Raw genomic sequence first — 17,200 nt, 5'->3', positions numbered from 1 at the left:
AAAAATATTCTTATTTAACAAAGTTTTATATGGAGGAGACAACCATGAAACAAAAAGTAACGAATCAAACGAGACGCAAGATGTTGATTGGTGGAGCCGCAGCAGCAAGCACCCCACTTTGGTTAAACGTAGCAAATGCTCAGGCTGACACTATCAAGATCGGCTTTCCGACGCCGTTGACAGGGCCCTTCTCAGCAGAAGCTCAAGATCAGGTGAAAGCTGCTGAATTAGCCATTAAAGAATTTAACGATGCAGGCGGCTTTAATGGACGCAAAGCAGAACTCTTAGTGCGTGACGACAAACTCAATCCTGGCGAAGCAGCAACACGTACATTGGAATTAATTGAAAAAGACAAGGTAAACTTTGTAGTTGGCTCACTTTCTGCAGCAACCCAACTCTCGATCAATGCCGTTTGTAAGGAGCGTAAGGTTCTCTTTAATTCCATCAGCCAATCCGATGCGATTAACGAAGCGAAAGACTGGAGCGTCTATACATTCCACGAGGCCCTGAACCCAACGATGACTGCTGGCGCTGTAGCGCGTTACTCCATCCCACGTTTTGGTAAAAAAATTGTGTTCTTAACGGCTGACTATGCATACGGCCATGAAATGGTTCGTGCGTTTGAGCGTGCTGGCAAAGAAATGGGTGCCACTACCCTGGCTGACATCCGTCACCCATTAGGCGCATCCGATTACTCCGCCTTCTTGCCACGTATCAAAGCTTTGAATCCAGATATTTTGGTGCTCTGTAACTTTGGTCGCGACTTGGTCAATGCAGCAAAACAATGTACTGACTTTGGCCTTAAATCCAGCATGAAGATTGTTACGCCAGTACTCCTCTATACCTCACGCCTTGCAGGTGGGCCAGAAGCCTTTGAAGGCATTATTGGTGGCACATCTTATTACTGGGGTCTAGAAGATCGCATCCCAACTGCAAAAACATTTAACGATGCTTTCCGCAAAATGTATAACGGCTCAGTACCGTCTGACTATGGTGCATTAGGTTATGCAGGCGTTAAGAGTGTATTGGCTTCTATTAAGATCGCCAAGTCTACAGAAACTTTGAAAGTAGTTTCCGCAATGGAAAACCTCAAGTATGACTGGTACAAAGGTCCTGAGTACTATCGTAAGTGCGACCATCAGGCCGTGCAAACCGTCATCATCGTAGAGTCCAAATCTAAGAATATGAAAGATAAGTATGACGTCTTTAATATTCTGACAATCGAACCTACTACCGAGAAAAATATGCGTTCATGCGCGGAGCTAGGTCACAAAGCCTAATCTTAAAATTTCAAGGTGGATGACCCATTCACCTTGATCCACTCCCCCGCACCATTTGGTAAAGGGGAGTTTTTTCTGAGTACATTTATGACCGGTCTTTCATTTGAACTTCTTTGCATGCAACTGCTTACAGGCATCGCCTTAGGGAGTATTTATGCACTTTTAGCCCTTGGCCTTTGCCTCATTTTTGGCATGCTGAACGTGGTGAACTTTGCACATGGCGCCTTCTTTATGGTGGGCGCATTTTTAGGCGCGTACTTCTTAGGCATCACTGGAAGCTTTTGGTTCAGCCTAGTACTAACGCCATTGCTTACAGGCGGCATAGGGCTTGTCACTGAGCGTTTTTTGGTCAGACCACTCTATGGACGCGGGCTAGATTACCCTTTACTACTCACCTTCGGACTGTCATACGTCCTGATTGAAGTAATGCGCGTTACCTTTGGAATCGAAGGCTTACCCTCAATCACCCCGGAAGGTCTTGGTGGAACAGTGAATGTAGGCATTGGTTACTTCCCTAAATACCGCCTCTTCCTCATTGCAGCAACTGCGGTCGTTATTTTAGGCGTTTGGTTCTTCATTCAAAAGACACGTTACGGCCTCATCATTAAAGCCGGTGCTGCCGACCAAGAAATTGTGAAGGTCTTGGGTGTCGATATCGCCAAGGTGTGGCTTTTGGTTTTTGGATTGGGTTGCGCAATCGCCGGCCTTTCCGGAATTCTTGCCTCACCAACACGCTCTGTCAATCCAGAGATGGGCATTCCCATTCTGGCGGAATCATTTGTAGTGACTGTTGTTGGCGGCATGGGCTCACCAGTTGGCGCAGTGGTAGCCGGCTTGTTAGTGGGCGTGGTCTACAGCATGACTTCCCTCTTCTTCCCCGACTTAGCAGAGCTTTCCATTTTTGTACTGATGGCCGTAGTGCTGTTAATTCGCCCACAGGGTTTATTTGGTAAAGCAGGAGCGATGGGCTAAGGCTCCGAATATTTATGAATTCATTTTTCCAACTTATTGCACGTCATCGCGTACTAGCTAGCACGCTGTTCTTAGCAATCTTCCCATTCATCATGCCGTATGAAGCTCTGGCGATCAATATTTTGATCTTTGGTTTATTCGCCATGGGCTTTAACTTACTGTTTGGTTACATGGGACTACTATCCTTTGGTCATGCAGCCTTCCTAGGCATTGGTAGCTACATCACCGGCATAGCCATTGTTCACTATGGCCTACCTTGGGGCGCTGCCATTCTGGTGGGCGTTATTGGCGCCGCTATTGGCGGCCTCATCATGGGCTTCCTTGCAATTCGTACTCGTGGCATCTACTTCTCCATGGTGACCTTAGCGCTTGGCCAAATTGTGTACTACATCTTCTATAAGGCAGAGAGCCTTACTGGTGGTGAGAATGGTTTACGAGGTGTCCGCGTAGATGAATTCAACATCTTAGGCATCCCAGTTGACTTCTTAAATCCATTAGTGAAGTACTACATCATTCTTTTCTTTGTGGTGATTGCCATTTGGCTTATTTCCCGCATCCTAAGCTCACCTTTAGGTGCCGTAATGGAGGCGATTCGCGAGAATGAGAAGCGCGCAGCAGCTTGTGGATTTGACGTAGCCCGTACCAAACTATTGGTTTTTGTATTGTCAGCGGCAATTTGTGGCTTAGCGGGCTCATTGCGCGCGCTGCACCTCTCCATCGTGCCGATTGATTCTCTGCACTACCTACAGTCTGGTCAGGCGGTCATGATGAGCATTCTTGGTGGAATGGGCACCTTCTTTGGCCCATTCATCGGCGCAGCAGTCATGCTCTACTTGGAAGACGTCGTCACCACCTTCACTAAGCATTGGATGGCTGTCGTTGGTTTAGTGTTCATGTTCTTTGTGCTGTTCTTCCCTAAAGGTATCTGGGGAACCATTCTGAGCAAGCTACAAATTAATCAGGATTCGAAATAATGAATAGCGCAACTACAACCCCTATTCTTGAAGCGCGTCATGTCAGCAAGAGCTTTGGTAAGTTCAAGGCATTACAGGACGTATCCACTAGCTTTATGCCTGGAACACTTACGGCAATTATTGGCCCGAATGGTGCAGGTAAAAGCACCTTCTTTAATGTCTTGAGTGGCGCGTTTCCACCATCGAGCGGTCAAATTCTATTTAATGGCAAAGATATCACCGGCATGCAGCAGCATGAATTTGCTCGCATCGGAATTTCTAAAAGCTTTCAGATCACCAATGTGTTTAAGCAACTCAGCGTTCATGAGAATGTCCGGGTGGCCGCACAGATGGAAACAGCACGTTACAACTTCCTCCGGAATGCGCAAAGCTATCCAAAGCCAATTGAGATTGCCGATGAATTGCTGCATCGAGTCAATCTGGAGCACTTACGGAATAAGAAAACAGGTGACTTAGCGCATGGTCAGCAGCGCGCTCTTGAAATTGCGATGGCATTGGCCTGCAACCCGAGCCTACTTTTGCTAGATGAGCCCACTGCTGGCATGTCTCCAGAAGAAACATTAGTGATGATGGAATTGATTCGCACACTCGCTAGCGAGCGGACAGTGATTTTGGTTGAGCACAAGATGAAACTCATCATGGGTCTTTGCAAGCGCATCATCGTGCTGCACCATGGTGAGTTTTTGGCAGAAGGCACTCCAGAAGAAATCCAAAATAATTCAGAGGTACGTCGTGTGTACCTAGGTCAAGGTTAAACAGAAAGCAAACTATGTTGCGTGTTGAAAACTTAAACGCTTGGTATGACCGTAGTCACGTATTGCAAGGCGTCTCACTGGAAGTAAATAAAGGAGAGATCGTTACTTTGATGGGTCGTAATGGCGCTGGCAAAACCACCACCCTACGCTCTCTAATGGGCCTGCTATCTAAACGCCAAGGTAAAGCATCCATTGATGGCACTTCATTTTTAGATTTACCCGCTCATGAGCGCTTTCATCTAGGCCTGGCATATGTTCCAGAGGATCGTCGCATTGTTCCTGGGCTGACCGTCAAAGAAAACTTAGAGCTTGGGGTGATCGCCAAGAAGAATTCAGGCGACATGAGTGCATTAGTTGATGAGATTGCCGAAACCTTCCCCAGACTGAAAGAGCGTTTACATCAAGACGGCACATCGATGTCCGGAGGTGAGCAACAAATGCTTGCCATTGCCAGAGCAATGATTGGCAAACCTAAAGTCATTCTGCTTGATGAGCCTTCAGAAGGCATCATGCCAGTCTTGGTTGAAGAGATGTTTGAGCTTTTTGCCAAACTAAAGCAAGAAGGTCTAACCATTCTCCTGGTTGAGCAAAACGTTCAACAAGCTCTGAAAATTTCTGACCGGGCCTATATTCTCGATCAGGGTGAGATTGTTTTTCATGACACTGCACAGAACCTCTTGAACAATGATGAGGTTCAGCAGAAGTATTGCGCCGTTTAGATGAGATGTAGCCAGTGACCCAACTGGTGCCAAAAACTATCTGGCACCAAAGTCAGCAACCAGGTTAGGGTCAGATAGCGCAGCAACTTGCCAATGAACATATAAATTATGCAAGGTTGCCAAGCAAGTTTCAACCATCCAGCGGCAAGGCATAGGGGATCACCAAGCCCAGGCAGCCATGAAAGTAACAGAATTTTTGGACCCCAAGCTTCTAGCCAATCTTTGAGGCGTTCATTTTTTGGCTCACCAACAGACTTCATACTTCTACGGGCAATGAGACCAAGCCACCAGTCGAACATGCCCCCCAAGGTATTTCCAACAGTGGCCACAAAAATTGCAACCCAATATAAATCTGGATTCAAGGCGGTGTAACCAAACAGAATTGGCTCCGAACCAACCGGTAATAAAGTTGCTGAAACAAAAGCGCTGATAAACACCGCAGGTAAGCCAACTGAAGGCATTCCAAACCAGCTAAAAAAATGTGAAAGTGCGTGCTCCATAAAACGCATACCCCTTATGTAATGCCTTCTAGGGATTCATTAACCCCAATCAGTCTATTTTGCCTTGTTTTGGCCAATCTCCAGGAATTTCAAATCTTGCTTAAACTAATGCTTGAAACGGTAAATACACCATAAAACCTATAAATTGAGACTTTCATGAATCACCCTATTCCCAAGCCAGACCAATATCAAGAAATCCGTGAAGCATTGCGTGATCTCTGCGGCTCTTTTGATTCCGCCTATTGGCAAAAGATTGATCACGAACGAGGTTATCCAGAGGCTTTTGTGGATGCGATGACTAAGGCCGGCTGGCTGGCTGCCTTAATTCCAGAAGAATATGCTGGCTCTGGTTTAGGCTTAGCGGAAGCCTCCGTAATCATGGAAGAGATTAATTTTTCTGGGGGTAACTCAGGTTCATGTCACGGACAGATGTACAACATGGGCACCCTACTTCGCCATGGCTCAGATGCTCAGAAAAAAATGTATCTTCCCAAAATTGCTTCGGGTGAATTACGTCTTCAAAGCATGGCAGTCACAGAGCCCACCACAGGAACAGATACCACCAAACTAAAAACAACTGCCGTTAAAAAAGGTGACAAGTACGTAGTGAATGGTCAAAAGGTATGGATCTCCAGAATTCAGCACTCTGACTTAATGATTTTGCTGGCGCGCACTACTCCACTTAGTGAAGTACAACGCAAGTCAGAAGGCATGTCGATCTTTATCGTTAATCTCGCTGACGCCATTGGCAAAGGCATGGAAGTGCGACCCATCGCTAATATGGTGAACCACGAAACTAACGAAGTGTTCTTCGATAACCTAGAAATCCCTGCAGAGAATCTCATTGGCACCGAAGGTCAAGGATTTAAATATATTTTGGATGGCTTGAATGCCGAGCGAGTCTTGATCGCTGCTGAATGTATTGGTGACGCCTACTGGTTTATTGATCGCGCCCGCCGCTATGCTAATGACCGAGTCGTTTTTGATCGCCCAATTGGTAAAAACCAAGGGATTCAATTTCCGATTGCGGATAGCTATATTGAAACCGAAGCCGCAAATCTCATGCGCTTTAAAGCATGCGAGTTATTTGACAATCACCAACCCTGTGGTCCAGAGGCTAATATGGCCAAATACCTAGCGGCCAAAGCATCTTGGGAAGCAGCAAACGTCTGCTTACAAACCCATGGTGGCTTCGGCTTTGCCAATGAATACGATGTTGAGCGTAAATTTAGAGAAACTCGCCTCTATCAAGTGGCACCTATTTCAACGAATTTAATTTATTCCTATATTGCCGAACATGTTCTTGGTCTTCCAAGATCTTTCTAAGAAGACATTAATATGAGCATTCGCCCATTGGATGGCATTACCGTTGTTTCTCTAGAGCATGCTATAGCAGCACCTTTCTGCACACGCCAATTAGCAGACTTAGGGGCAAGAGTCATTAAGGTTGAGAGGCCTGGTGGAGGTGACTTTGCTAGAGGGTATGACACGCAGGTAGATGGGCTATGCTCTCACTTCGTTTGGGTCAATCGCTCTAAGGAAAGTTTGACGCTAGATCTTAAGCAGCCATCAGCAATTGCAGCGCTTAAGACATTACTAAAGACGGCAGATGTCTTAGTACAAAACCTTGCCCCAGGTGCTGCTGCACGTATGGGACTCACAGCCGAGATTTTGCAGAAAGACAATCCAAAACTCATTCTGTGTGATATCTCGGGCTACGGCAATAACGGCCCCTATCGAGATAAAAAAGCTTACGACTTACTTATTCAGAGTGAGGCCGGATTCTTATCGGTCACGGGTACACCTGAAACCCCTAGCAAAGCGGGAAACTCGATTGCTGATATTGCAGCCGGCATGTATGCCTATACCAATATCTTGGCGGCCCTCTTGCAAAGAGGAAAAACAGGTAAAGGATCTGTCATCGATATCTCTATGCTCGAGTCGCTCACTGAATGGATGAGTTTTCCTCTGTACTACGCCTACAAAGGCGCAGAGCCGCCACCACGCAATGGCGCCTCCCATGCCACCATCTATCCATATGGCCCCTTTAAGGCGGGTGATGGTAAGACGGTCATGCTGGGCTTACAGAATGAACGTGAGTGGGTGCAATTTTGCGAAACCGTCTTAGAAAACCCTGCGCTTGCCCAAGATGAACGCTTTGATCGTAACTTTAAGCGCAATGAAAAGCGCACTGAGCTTTTAGAAATTATTGACGCTTGCTTTAGCAAGCTTACTTCCGAGCAATTAATTACAAGACTAGAAAAGGCACAGATTGCAAATGCCCACCTCAATGATATGGAGGGTCTTTGGAAGCATGAGCAGCTTAAAGCGCGTAATCGCTGGACTGAGGTAGATACCCCCAACGGTGCGATTGCAGCCCTACTGCCCCCCGGCTTAAATAGTAGCTATGACTATCGTATGGATCCCATCCCAGCGGTTGGAGATCATACCGACTCCATCCTTAAAGAATTAGGGCTGGACGAGACTGATATTGCCAGCATGAGGGCAAGTGGCGCGATTTAAAGCAGCGGCGAAGTAAGATGCGCTGCATTTTCAAGATAGCGATGCCAGCGCGGGCGCTTCGCCCAGGCCTTAGGATCAACGTAATCTGATTGCGCTAAGTAGGACTGAATCAGCCTTTCTAGATTGGCGCAGAAGTCATCGTCATACACAATCAAGCTAATTTCAAAGTTGAGTCGCAAACTACGTTGATCAAAATTCACTGAACCAAAGATTGCAATCCGTTTATCGATCAGCAAACTCTTGGTATGTAAGAGCCCCCCATGGAACTCTGCGATTTTGACGCCTGCATTCATTAAATCGCCATAGAAACTTCTACTACTCCAGGCAACCAATTTGGAATCATTCAATTTGGGAACGATCAGCGTAACGTTTACTCCACGGGCCGCAGCCGCCATCAATGCCTGAAGTAAACCATCATCTGGGCCAAAGTATGGCGTAGTAATGGTTAACTCCTGTCTAGCATCCATAATGGCCGACAAGAGTACTTGATAAAGAATATCGTCTCGGTATACCGGGCCAGATGAAAACTCCTGAGCTAAAACACCACCTTCATGTGGCGATACTGGTGGCTCACGATCATTGAAGTGGGTAATTTTAGGGTTATCAATACTCCAGTCTAAGGAAAACGTAAGTTCAAACTGAGATGCAACTGGGCCCTCGATGCGCACCATGGCATCAACCCACTCTCCCACTCCAGAGTCCTGCTTAAAAGTACGAGGGTCAACCATATTCATGCTGCCAGTCCACACCACAGAACCGTCCACCACAAATATTTTTCGATGCAAGCGTAAATCTGCACGGCGGAACTGGAAACGGCCAATCTGAATCGGCAATGCCTCAGTGACCTGAATGCCAGCCGTTTTAAAACGTTTGGGCCAAGCAGACTTAAACCAATCTTTACTTCCGAGCGAGTCTAACAAAACGCGGCATGCAACCCCACGCTTGGCTGCGGTTATCAAGGCTTCACAAACCCGATCGGCATCACCGCCCAATGCCCAGATATAAAACTCCAGATGGAGACTTTTCTTTGCTGAGTTAATTTCATCAATAAAATTTTGTAGAATTTTTAAAGATTCCGTGTGCAATTTAATCTTATTGCCAGCAACCACGGGTGAACCGTTCTTAGATTCAGCAAGCAGACTCAAGGCCTTTCCTTCCAGGGGTAATTCCTCTCTATCGCCAATAAATTGCTTCCTCATTAGCTCAGTGGTTTCCTGGTATTCACGATTCATGCGAATAATTTTTCGAGTCAAGGCTCTTCCAACCGGGCGCTCACCAATCAAAATATACAAACCTATTCCCAGCAGCGGGAACGTCATCACAATAAATATCCATGCAAAAGCTACGCCAACAGGCCTTCTTACAGAAATAATAAGGAGAATAAAATACGTTACCAATAAGAAATGGATTAATAAAATCAATCTCAAATTAAAAGGAGATTGTGTATTAATAAAAATGCCTAATAAATCATTCATTCAAGCTCCAATTCAGCAGTAATACCTAGGTGATCTGATAACGTTAACCATTCATGCAAAATTTCTGCTGAATGTACTTTTATTCCTCGAACATAAATTCTATCCATTGCAAGCAACGGCTTCACACTAGGAAATGTTTTTGCCGGGGAGCCGGTCAGTAATTCAAACACCTCATCGAAGCCAGCAGCCTTCATGGGGGCGCTTACCCGATTGCGCCAATCATTGAAGTCTCCCGCCACGATCGTAGGTCCATTTTGGGTGAGATCCTGAATATGTCCAATGATGGCCTCCAGCTGTCGCTCTCTACCTCCTTCGAAAAGCGCCAAATGTACACAGAAACAATGAATGGGTTGATCCATACCATCCAAAGTAGTGACGCTATGTAGAAGACCGCGACTCTCAAAGCGGTATGCTGAAATATCGTAGTTATTTCCTTTTTGCTGAGGGTGCTTAGAGAGGATGGCATTGCCATGATGTCCATCGAGATACTCAACATTTTTTCCATAATGCCAATCGCGCCAAAATCCCTCCGAAAGGAAGTGAGTCAACTCTGCTAAAGGCCATTGAGTAAAACGACGCACCCTACCACGATGCTCCTGTTGCAACTCCTGCAAGAAAAGCAGGTCTGGATGGTGACTGCGCATTTTTTCACGCAGCTGGTAAATCGTGGAATGTCTATGCAAAGGAGATAACCCTTTATGGACATTCATACTTAATACTGTGAAACGAGCAGTTTTAATGGCGCTCATCAAAACTGACCTGCAGCACGTTGGCGTCGAGCGCGCGCTAAGTAAATTTCACCTTCGACCAACTCTTGACACTGCATGCATTTATTGCAAATAGATGCCTGCTCCCGTAACTCGTCAATCGAGTCTATCGGGTAAGCATCTAAATATTCGCGTAAATCCACGTCGAGAACCTCATTACAGAGGCAAACCACTTCAGCCATAGGTCAAAAATAGGGAAATCAATCTCATTACAGTCATTTTGCCATTGCCTTGATAGAATCAAGCGCATGTTAAAAGCTTTTCAAGACGCCCTCTCCTTGCTCGCCCACTTAGATGGCGGCGTAATGGGGATAGTCTGGGTTTCTCTACAAGTCAGCCTTACAGCCCTTCTGGTTGGAACGCTTTTGGGCCTTCCGATTGGCGCCCTTCTGGCCACCGAACGTTTTGCAGGCAAAAGGACCATCATTGTTACCCTGAACACCCTCATGGGTGTGCCTACAGTCATAGTTGGGGTTCTGGTATACCTCCTGCTGTCACGTACAGGGCCCCTTGGCATGTGGGGCTGGCTATTTACAGTGAAGGGGATGATTGTGGCTCAAACATTGCTCACAACCCCCTTAATTGCCGCCCTTAGTCGCCAGATACTGGAGGACTCTTGGAAAATACATCGCGATTCCTTTCTGAGCCTCAAATTGCCACCCCTCCCCCGCTTTAAATGGCTGATATGGGATTCCCGCTTCTCGCTGACTATTGCCGTGCTTGCCGGTCTAGCTAGAGCCATATCCGAGGTTGGAGCAGTCATGATTGTTGGTGGCAATATTGATCATTCCACCAGAACGATGACAACTGCGATAGCGCTAGAGACCAGCAAAGGCGATCTACCTTTAGCCCTCGCCCTTGGCATAGTCTTGCTCACCATTGTTCTTATGGCCAATTTATTTACCTTTGCAGTTCGCCAAATTGCGGAGCACCGCTATGGTTAATGCAATGGAAACTTTTGAAAAGTTCATTGAGCTCAAAGACATCATCGTCAAAAGTAATGGCAGAACTATTCTAAGCATCCCGCACGCCCTTATTCCAGCAGACAGAATTACTGCCTGTATTGGCCCCAATGGCGCTGGCAAAACTACTCTTCTTAAGCTTCTAGATGGGCTCGTTAAGCCAGATAGCGGAACAGTGAGTTACTCGTTCAAAACAAAAACGGCTTTGGTTTTACATCACACGCCGATGATCAAAGCCTCAGCTAAAACCAATATTGCAATGGTTTGTGACGCGGATGGATCCATTGAAAATGCTGATGTAGACCGCGTAATTGAGCAAGTAGGTTTAAACGAGCTAGCTAACAGCCCAGCGCATAAATTATCTGCAGGCGAAAGACAAAAGGTTTGTCTTGGAAGAGCCATTCTTCAAAAACCCAATTTGGTTTTACTAGATGAGCCTACCGCCAATCTCGACCCCAAGACTACCGAACAGGTTGAAGAACTGATTCGTCAATTTGACCGTCAGGGAGTAGATGTGATTTTTTCATCTCACCAGCTTGCCCAGGTACAAAGACTAGCTGAGCATATTATTTTTATTGATCAAGGTGAGATAAAAGAAAGGGGACCCGTAGGCCCCTTCTTTAATAATCCCCAAACACCAGCAGCTAAGCGCTACTTACAACAAGAGTTGATCGCCGATTAATTACTTGGCAGCGGGTGCCGATGCAACAGGAGGTACAAACGGCGGAGGGGCAACACAGGCAGTCGGCGCAGGAGTTCCAGAGACTCTAAAACGATCAGCAACTCTATTCATGGATTGACACAATTGGTACGCACCCACCTTATCGCCATAAGCGGCTTTAGCTTTAGCCAAATTAGCAGCCTCTTGTGCCTCTGGGCTCAATGGTGGCAACGTCGCCATTACCGAGGAGGCAGCAAATACGCAAAACGTAAGAGCAATGATTCTTTTCATGGCCTTATCCTTATTTATTCAGTTTGTCATACCAGAGCTCATGGTGCTCTTTAGCCCAAGTAGCATCTACATAGCCGGTCTTCATGCCATCGATTGAGCCTTGCATGCCAATAGTACCGATATAAATGTGGCCCATCGCCATAGTAGTCATCAAGATTGCAGCACTACTATGAATGATGTTGGCGATTTGCATCGTGCCACGCAGGTACTCTATCTGCATAAACGGCACGATCATGTCGAGCACAAATCCTGAGGCAGAAATTACTAAGCCTAAGAAAGTCATACCAAACCAGAACCAAAATTTCTCACCCATATTGAAGAAGCCAGCAGGCACATGCTTGCCGCTAAACATTCCACCGAAAGTTAACAACCAATTGAGATCGCCTTTTTCTGGAATATTCTTGCCGGCAAAGAGCAAAAAGAAAATCACAATGCTAAGAGTAAATAATGGGCCGGAAAAATTATGAATATTCTTGCAAACAAACAAGAAGGATCCATATGCGACACCGCCCATCAATGGCATTGCAAAATATTTGCCATACAAAATCATCAAACCAGTAAACGCTAAGGCCAGGAAGCTAAAAGCCATCACCCAGTGAGTGATACGGTCAAATGCGCTAAAACGCTTCACTTTAATGCCCGACAATGGCTCATGCAGTTTGATTGAGCCTTTGAGGGTGTAGACAGCAATAATTCCAAAGAAAGCAATCGCCAATAACCAGCCTCCATAAACGGTAATGATGCCGTTACGAATCACGCGCCATTCTTGACCGGCACGCTGGATCAAAACACCTGCTTGCTTATCAGGAATGCTGACGTAATTTTGTGGATCGCTGTTTGGCGCCATGAAAATGGATAGATTTGCTGGCTGAGCCTGCGCTTGAGTGCCATTGGCCAAAGCGTTTGGATTTGCCGGCACAGATGCAGGAGGCACGTCTACTCCACTAGGGGAAGGCAAAGGCGCCATCGGTGCACGCTCAGCCAAGCTCATACCACTCGCAAGAGTCAGTGACAAACCTGCAGCCACTACCAAAGTGCGTAGAACTTTAGAAAATGATCGTTTCATACACATGTCCTTAAACGTTTTCGTTTTATTTATTGTTATTGAGTTGATCACTTAACGCGACTGTATTCGTTTTGATTCTGATTGCGCTTATCAATCGACTCGGTCCAACTGGCCTGGTTGCCTGGCGTCCAATTCTTAGTCATAAATCCATTATTGGCGCCCATATAAGGAGCAACATCTGGACGCTTAGCAGCTTTAGCAGCAATTTCTGGAGGCTCAGAGCAAGCCCCCAACAAAGCTGCTGCTGCAAAACACAGACCGAGAGTTTTGAAATTTACTTTCATTATTGAGCTCCTGGAATTTTTGCAGCAGGCGTTGGTGTAGGTGCTGGCGCATCCGGTCCACCGTAAGCAGTATTCCAACCAAAGGCTTTGGATCCTGGGTACTTGCCATTCTTCTCACGGGTAGCAACGCGATTATTAAAGATGCCACTAATGACATCACTATCGCCGCCAATCAATGCCTTGGTAGAGCACATTTCAGCGCAAAGTGGTAACTTGCCTTCTGCCAAACGATTGCGGCCATACTTTTCAAACTCTGCAACGCTGCCGTTTTCTTCTGGGCCGCCACTACAGAATGTGCACTTATCCATTTTGCTGCGGGAGCCGAAGGCACCCTTGCTGAGGAACTGTGGTGCGCCAAATGGACAGGCAAAAGAGCAGTAACCGCAACCGATACAGATATCTTTATCGTGCAGCACAACACCCTCATCCGTGCGGTAGAAACAATCTACTGGGCATACGGCCATACAAGGAGCATCGCTACAGTGCATGCAAGCAACTGAAACTGATTTTTCTTGACCAATGATGCCGTCATTCACCGTTACAACGCGACGACGATTAACACCCCAAGGTACTTCGTTTTCATTCTTACAGGCTGTGACACAACCGTTGCACTCAATGCATCGCTCCGTGTCGCAAATAAATTTCATTCTTGCCATTGTGTTCTCCTGACCTTATTTTTTGACTTAGGCAAATTTCTCGATTTGACACATTGTGGTTTTCGTTTCTTGCATCATCGTCACCATGTCATAACCATAAGTAGTTGCAGTATTAACCGCTTCACCCTGAACTATCGGCGCAGCACCCTCTGGGTAGTACTTGCGAATATTTTCGCCCTGCCACCAGCCAGCAAAGTGGAATGGTACAAACGCGGTTCCTTGGTCAACACGCTCAGTCACTAATGCGCGTACTTTGATCTTGGCACCTGTTGGTGATTTCACCCAAACATAATCCCAGTTCTCAATGCCACGATCTGCTGCAGCCTTAGGATTAATCTCCACAAAGTTTTCTTGTTGGAGTTCTGCTAACCATGGGTTGGAACGAGTCTCATCACCACCACCCTCGTACTCAACCAAACGACCTGAAGTCAGAATGATTGGGAACTTCTCATATAACTTCTGATTCAAGTTTTGATCTTGAACAGTTTTATAGAGGGTTGGCAAGCGCCAGAAGTTTTTCTTATCGGCAGCTGTTGGGTACTTACGCATCATTGGAGCGTTTGTACTGTAGAGCGCTTCACGGTGAATTGGAACTGGGTCTGGGAAGTTCCAAACCACCGCACGCGCCTTGGCGTTACCAAACGGATGACAGCCATTCTTCATTACCACGCGCTGAATACCACCAGATAAGTCAGTCTTCCAGTTTTTACCTTCAGCGAGTTTTTTCTCGTCTTCAGTTAACTGATCCCACCAACCTAATTTCTTCATAAACACGTGATCAAACTCTGGGTAGCCGGTAGTAATTGCAGCACCCTTAGAGTGGGATCCATCGGCAGCAAGCAAGCTGACGCCATCACGCTCAACACCGAAGTTAGCGCGGAAGTTACCACCGCCCTCCATCACACTCTTACTTGTGTCATACAGATTTGGTGAGCCAGGATGCTTAATAGCTGCTGTACCGTAGCAAGGCCAAGGCAAGCCATAGTAGTCGCCAGTAGTGTCATAGCCAGTAACTGGATCAACAGCACCACGAGACTTCAAGGTCTTCGGATCAAAGGTTGCCACCATTCTCATGTGAGCCTTGAGGCGCTCAGGAGTTTGACCTGTGTATCCAATGGTCCAGCAAGAGCGATTAATCTCGCGCAGGATGTCTTCAATTTGCGGCTCTTTCCATTGCTTACCGGCAAATTTGGAACTAAGCATTTTGTAATTCTTAGACAACTCTTCTCCGAAGCCTAAGCGATCAGCAAAAGCCTGCATGATCACGTGGTCAGGAACAGATTCAAACAATGGATCAATTACTTTCTCACGCCACTGTAATGAACGATTGGAAGCTGTCGCTGAACCGCAAGTTTCAAACTGCGTTGCTGCAGGCAATAAGTACACATTGCGATTCTTATTAACCGCTTGTCCTTCTGCAGCAGGCATTGCTGCCATTGCAGCAGTAGCACTTGGATATGGATCAACCACTACCAAGAGATCCAACTTATCCATCGCACGCTTCATGTCGAGGCCACGCGTTTGTGAGTTAGGTGCATGACCCCAGAAGAACAAGCCTTTTACGTTAGTCTGCTGGTCGATCATGTCATTCTTCTCGAGAACAGCATCAACCCAACGAGACACAGTAGTGCCGGATTTCTCCATCATGTCAGGCGCATAACGACCTTTAATCCACTCATAGTCAACACCCCAAACTGTTGAGAAGTGCTTCCATGAGCCAGCAGCCAAACCATAGTAACCCGGCAATGAATCTGGGTTAGGGCCAACGTCAGTTGCACCCTGAACGTTATCGTGACCGCGGAAAATATTAGTACCACCACCAGACTTACCTATGTTACCTAAAGCCAATTGCAAAATACAAGAGGCGCGCACAATCGCATTACCGATAGTGTGCTGGGTTTGACCCATACACCAAACAACGGTACTAGGACGATTCATTGCCATAGTTTTAGCAGCTTGGTAAACCTGAGCCTCAGGCACACCACAAGCCTCCTCAACTGCAGCAGGCGCCCACTTCTCCATCACTTCTTTACGAATCTCTTCCATGCCATAAACACGGTCGTTGATGTACTTCTTATCTTCCCAGCCATTTTTAAAGATGTGATACAGCATACCGAATAAGAAAGGAATATCAGTACCAGAACGAATGCGGATGTACTGGTCTGACTTAGCAGCAGTACGGGTGTAACGTGGATCTACAACGATCACTTTGCAACCGTTTTCTTTTGCGTGCAATAACATCAACATCGAAACTGGGTGCGCTTCAGCCGCATTTGAACCAATGTACAAAGCAGCCTTGGCATTCATCATGTCGTTGTAGCTATTGGTCATCGCACCATAGCCCCAGGTGTTTGCAACACCCGCTACTGTTGTGGAGTGACAAATACGAGCTTGATGATCTGTATTGTTTGTGCCAAAGAAAGAGACCCACTTACGGAGTAAGTAGGACTGTTCATTATTGTGTTTGGAGGAGCCGATGAAGAACATTGCATCCGGAGAATATTTCTGGCGAATATCCTTCATCTGAGCGGTAATTTCAGTTAAGGCTTGATCCCAAGAAATGCGTTGGTACTTTCCATCAACCAACTTCATTGGGTAACGCAAACGGTAATCACCATGTCCGTGCTCACGCAAGGCAGCGCCTTTAGCACAGTGAGCACCCATATTAATTGGGGAATCAAATACTGGGTTTTGACGGACCCATACGCCATTCTCAACGGTGGCATCTACTGCGCAGCCCACAGAACAGTGGGTACAAATAGATCTCTTAACCTCAATCTTTCCCTTGCCATCTAGCATTGCCTTGCTTTGCTCAGCAGATGCTTTTTGAACAAAACTTAATTGACTAGCAGCGATACCAGCGCCAACCCCTACGCCCGACCGCTTGAGGAATGTGCGGCGATCCATCGTTGGAACAGCAGCTTTTAAGCCGCGTGACAGACTACCGATCAGGCGCGATGTGGAACGACTGCTTTGTGGGGTATTGGATTTACGAGTCAGACTCATATGATGTCCCTGAGAAAGTTTTTATATTTATTTAGAAACAGTGAAACGAAGATTGTTAAATCAGAGTGGATTCGTAGTACTTGCGCATGTGAGCAGTCATCGTTTGACCAACATCTTGCACCGCTTTAGCGCCAGTAATTTCTTGGATAACTGCTTTGCCAACTGGAGTTTGGCTCACTACAGCGACAGCTCCAACTGCAGCGCTTGCACCAATAAAGAACTTACGGCGCGACGGCTTGTTTTCTTCGCTTAAAGCAACCTTGGATTTAGTGGTCATTGCATGCTCCTATCGGATTATTCTTGATTTGC

General features: G+C 46.4%; 19 protein-coding genes. 9 read left to right on the top strand and 10 right to left on the bottom strand.

Annotation, left to right across the window (positions count from 1 at the left end; translation table 11 throughout):
* Positions 1-44 precede the first annotated feature (44 nt).
* The 5 genes from ICN34_RS07780 to ICN34_RS07760 all read left to right on the top strand — a co-directional run bounded on the left by ICN34_RS07780 (position 45) and on the right by ICN34_RS07760 (position 4,700).
* Entirely contained in the window at positions 45-1,280 is a 1,236-nt protein-coding gene (locus ICN34_RS07780; RefSeq protein ID WP_072582974.1) for an ABC transporter substrate-binding protein, read from the top strand.
* Positions 1,281-1,397: 117 nt separating this feature from the next.
* Complete coding sequence (locus ICN34_RS07775; protein WP_237767747.1) at positions 1,398-2,252, top strand: branched-chain amino acid ABC transporter permease; 855 nt, start codon at positions 1,398-1,400, stop codon at positions 2,250-2,252.
* Positions 2,253-2,266: 14 nt separating this feature from the next.
* Positions 2,267-3,226, top strand: coding sequence for a branched-chain amino acid ABC transporter permease (locus ICN34_RS07770; RefSeq protein WP_072582976.1), 960 nt, complete (start codon positions 2,267-2,269; stop codon positions 3,224-3,226).
* Complete coding sequence (locus ICN34_RS07765; RefSeq protein WP_072582977.1) at positions 3,226-3,981, top strand: ABC transporter ATP-binding protein; 756 nt, start codon at positions 3,226-3,228, stop codon at positions 3,979-3,981. Before ICN34_RS07770 ends, ICN34_RS07765 begins: the two co-directional genes overlap by 1 nt.
* Positions 3,982-3,995: 14 nt before the next feature.
* The gene (locus tag ICN34_RS07760) at positions 3,996-4,700 is read left to right on the top strand and encodes an ABC transporter ATP-binding protein (protein ID WP_072582978.1); all 705 of its coding nucleotides are present in this window, start codon (positions 3,996-3,998) and stop codon (positions 4,698-4,700) included.
* Here the strand turns inward: ICN34_RS07760 and ICN34_RS07755 are convergent.
* Entirely contained in the window at positions 4,697-5,200 is a 504-nt protein-coding gene (locus ICN34_RS07755) for a YqaA family protein (RefSeq protein WP_072583181.1), read from the bottom strand. The two genes, ICN34_RS07760 and ICN34_RS07755, sit on opposite strands and share 4 nt — an antisense overlap.
* Positions 5,201-5,356: 156 nt before the next feature.
* Here ICN34_RS07755 and ICN34_RS07750 point away from each other — a divergent pair, with 156 nt between their 5' ends.
* Both ICN34_RS07750 and ICN34_RS07745 read left to right on the top strand, forming a co-directional pair.
* Positions 5,357-6,526, top strand: coding sequence for an acyl-CoA dehydrogenase family protein (locus ICN34_RS07750; RefSeq protein WP_072582979.1), 1,170 nt, complete (start codon positions 5,357-5,359; stop codon positions 6,524-6,526).
* A gap of 12 nt (positions 6,527-6,538) precedes the next feature.
* Positions 6,539-7,723, top strand: coding sequence for a CaiB/BaiF CoA-transferase family protein (locus tag ICN34_RS07745; RefSeq protein WP_216121837.1), 1,185 nt, complete (start codon positions 6,539-6,541; stop codon positions 7,721-7,723).
* Here the strand turns inward: ICN34_RS07745 and cls are convergent.
* From cls to ICN34_RS07730, 3 genes are read right to left on the bottom strand one after another with little or no spacing between them, the layout of a single operon-like run.
* Positions 7,720-9,198, bottom strand: a complete 1,479-nt coding sequence (gene cls, locus ICN34_RS07740; RefSeq protein ID WP_072582981.1) for a cardiolipin synthase — start codon at positions 9,196-9,198, stop codon at positions 7,720-7,722. The two genes, ICN34_RS07745 and cls, sit on opposite strands and share 4 nt — an antisense overlap.
* Entirely contained in the window at positions 9,195-9,947 is a 753-nt protein-coding gene (locus ICN34_RS07735) for an endonuclease/exonuclease/phosphatase family protein (RefSeq protein WP_072583182.1), read from the bottom strand. The genes cls and ICN34_RS07735 overlap by 4 nt, the downstream gene beginning before the upstream one ends.
* On the bottom strand, positions 9,947-10,147 hold the full coding sequence (locus ICN34_RS07730; protein WP_216121835.1) for a hypothetical protein: 201 nt from the start codon (positions 10,145-10,147) through the stop codon (positions 9,947-9,949). Before ICN34_RS07730 ends, ICN34_RS07735 begins: the two co-directional genes overlap by 1 nt.
* A gap of 66 nt (positions 10,148-10,213) precedes the next feature.
* Between ICN34_RS07730 and ICN34_RS07725 the strand changes: the two genes are divergently transcribed.
* On the top strand, positions 10,214-10,909 hold the full coding sequence (locus ICN34_RS07725) for an ABC transporter permease (protein ID WP_072582983.1): 696 nt from the start codon (positions 10,214-10,216) through the stop codon (positions 10,907-10,909).
* Positions 10,910-10,913: 4 nt separating this feature from the next.
* Positions 10,914-11,609, top strand: a complete 696-nt coding sequence (locus tag ICN34_RS07720; protein ID WP_255538609.1) for an ATP-binding cassette domain-containing protein — start codon at positions 10,914-10,916, stop codon at positions 11,607-11,609.
* On the opposite strand, the gene ICN34_RS07715 is transcribed toward ICN34_RS07720, so the two are convergent.
* From ICN34_RS07715 to ICN34_RS07690, 6 genes are read right to left on the bottom strand one after another with little or no spacing between them, the layout of a single operon-like run.
* Positions 11,610-11,879 (bottom strand): hypothetical protein, encoded by a 270-nt coding sequence (locus ICN34_RS07715; protein WP_072582985.1) that lies wholly within the window; start codon positions 11,877-11,879, stop codon positions 11,610-11,612. It abuts the gene before it with no gap.
* A 10-nt stretch (positions 11,880-11,889) separates the two neighbouring features.
* The gene (locus ICN34_RS07710; RefSeq protein WP_216121831.1) at positions 11,890-12,945 is read right to left on the bottom strand and encodes a formate dehydrogenase subunit gamma; all 1,056 of its coding nucleotides are present in this window, start codon (positions 12,943-12,945) and stop codon (positions 11,890-11,892) included.
* Positions 12,946-12,992: 47 nt separating this feature from the next.
* Entirely contained in the window at positions 12,993-13,229 is a 237-nt protein-coding gene (locus ICN34_RS07705) for a hypothetical protein (protein ID WP_072582987.1), read from the bottom strand.
* Positions 13,229-13,885 (bottom strand): formate dehydrogenase FDH3 subunit beta, encoded by a 657-nt coding sequence (gene fdh3B, locus ICN34_RS07700; RefSeq protein ID WP_072582988.1) that lies wholly within the window; start codon positions 13,883-13,885, stop codon positions 13,229-13,231. Before fdh3B ends, ICN34_RS07705 begins: the two co-directional genes overlap by 1 nt.
* 27 nt (positions 13,886-13,912) lie before the next feature.
* A complete protein-coding gene (locus tag ICN34_RS07695) occupies positions 13,913-16,891 on the bottom strand; it encodes a formate dehydrogenase subunit alpha (protein WP_072582989.1) in 2,979 nt (992 codons plus the stop codon).
* A 55-nt stretch (positions 16,892-16,946) separates the two neighbouring features.
* Complete coding sequence (locus tag ICN34_RS07690; RefSeq protein ID WP_072582990.1) at positions 16,947-17,168, bottom strand: hypothetical protein; 222 nt, start codon at positions 17,166-17,168, stop codon at positions 16,947-16,949.
* Positions 17,169-17,200: the final 32 nt, after the last annotated feature.

It is taken from the genome of Polynucleobacter sp. Tro8-14-1, from assembly GCF_018881655.1.
Classification (GTDB): domain Bacteria; phylum Pseudomonadota; class Gammaproteobacteria; order Burkholderiales; family Burkholderiaceae; genus Polynucleobacter.
This window is presented reverse-complemented; position numbering and strand designations above follow the sequence as displayed.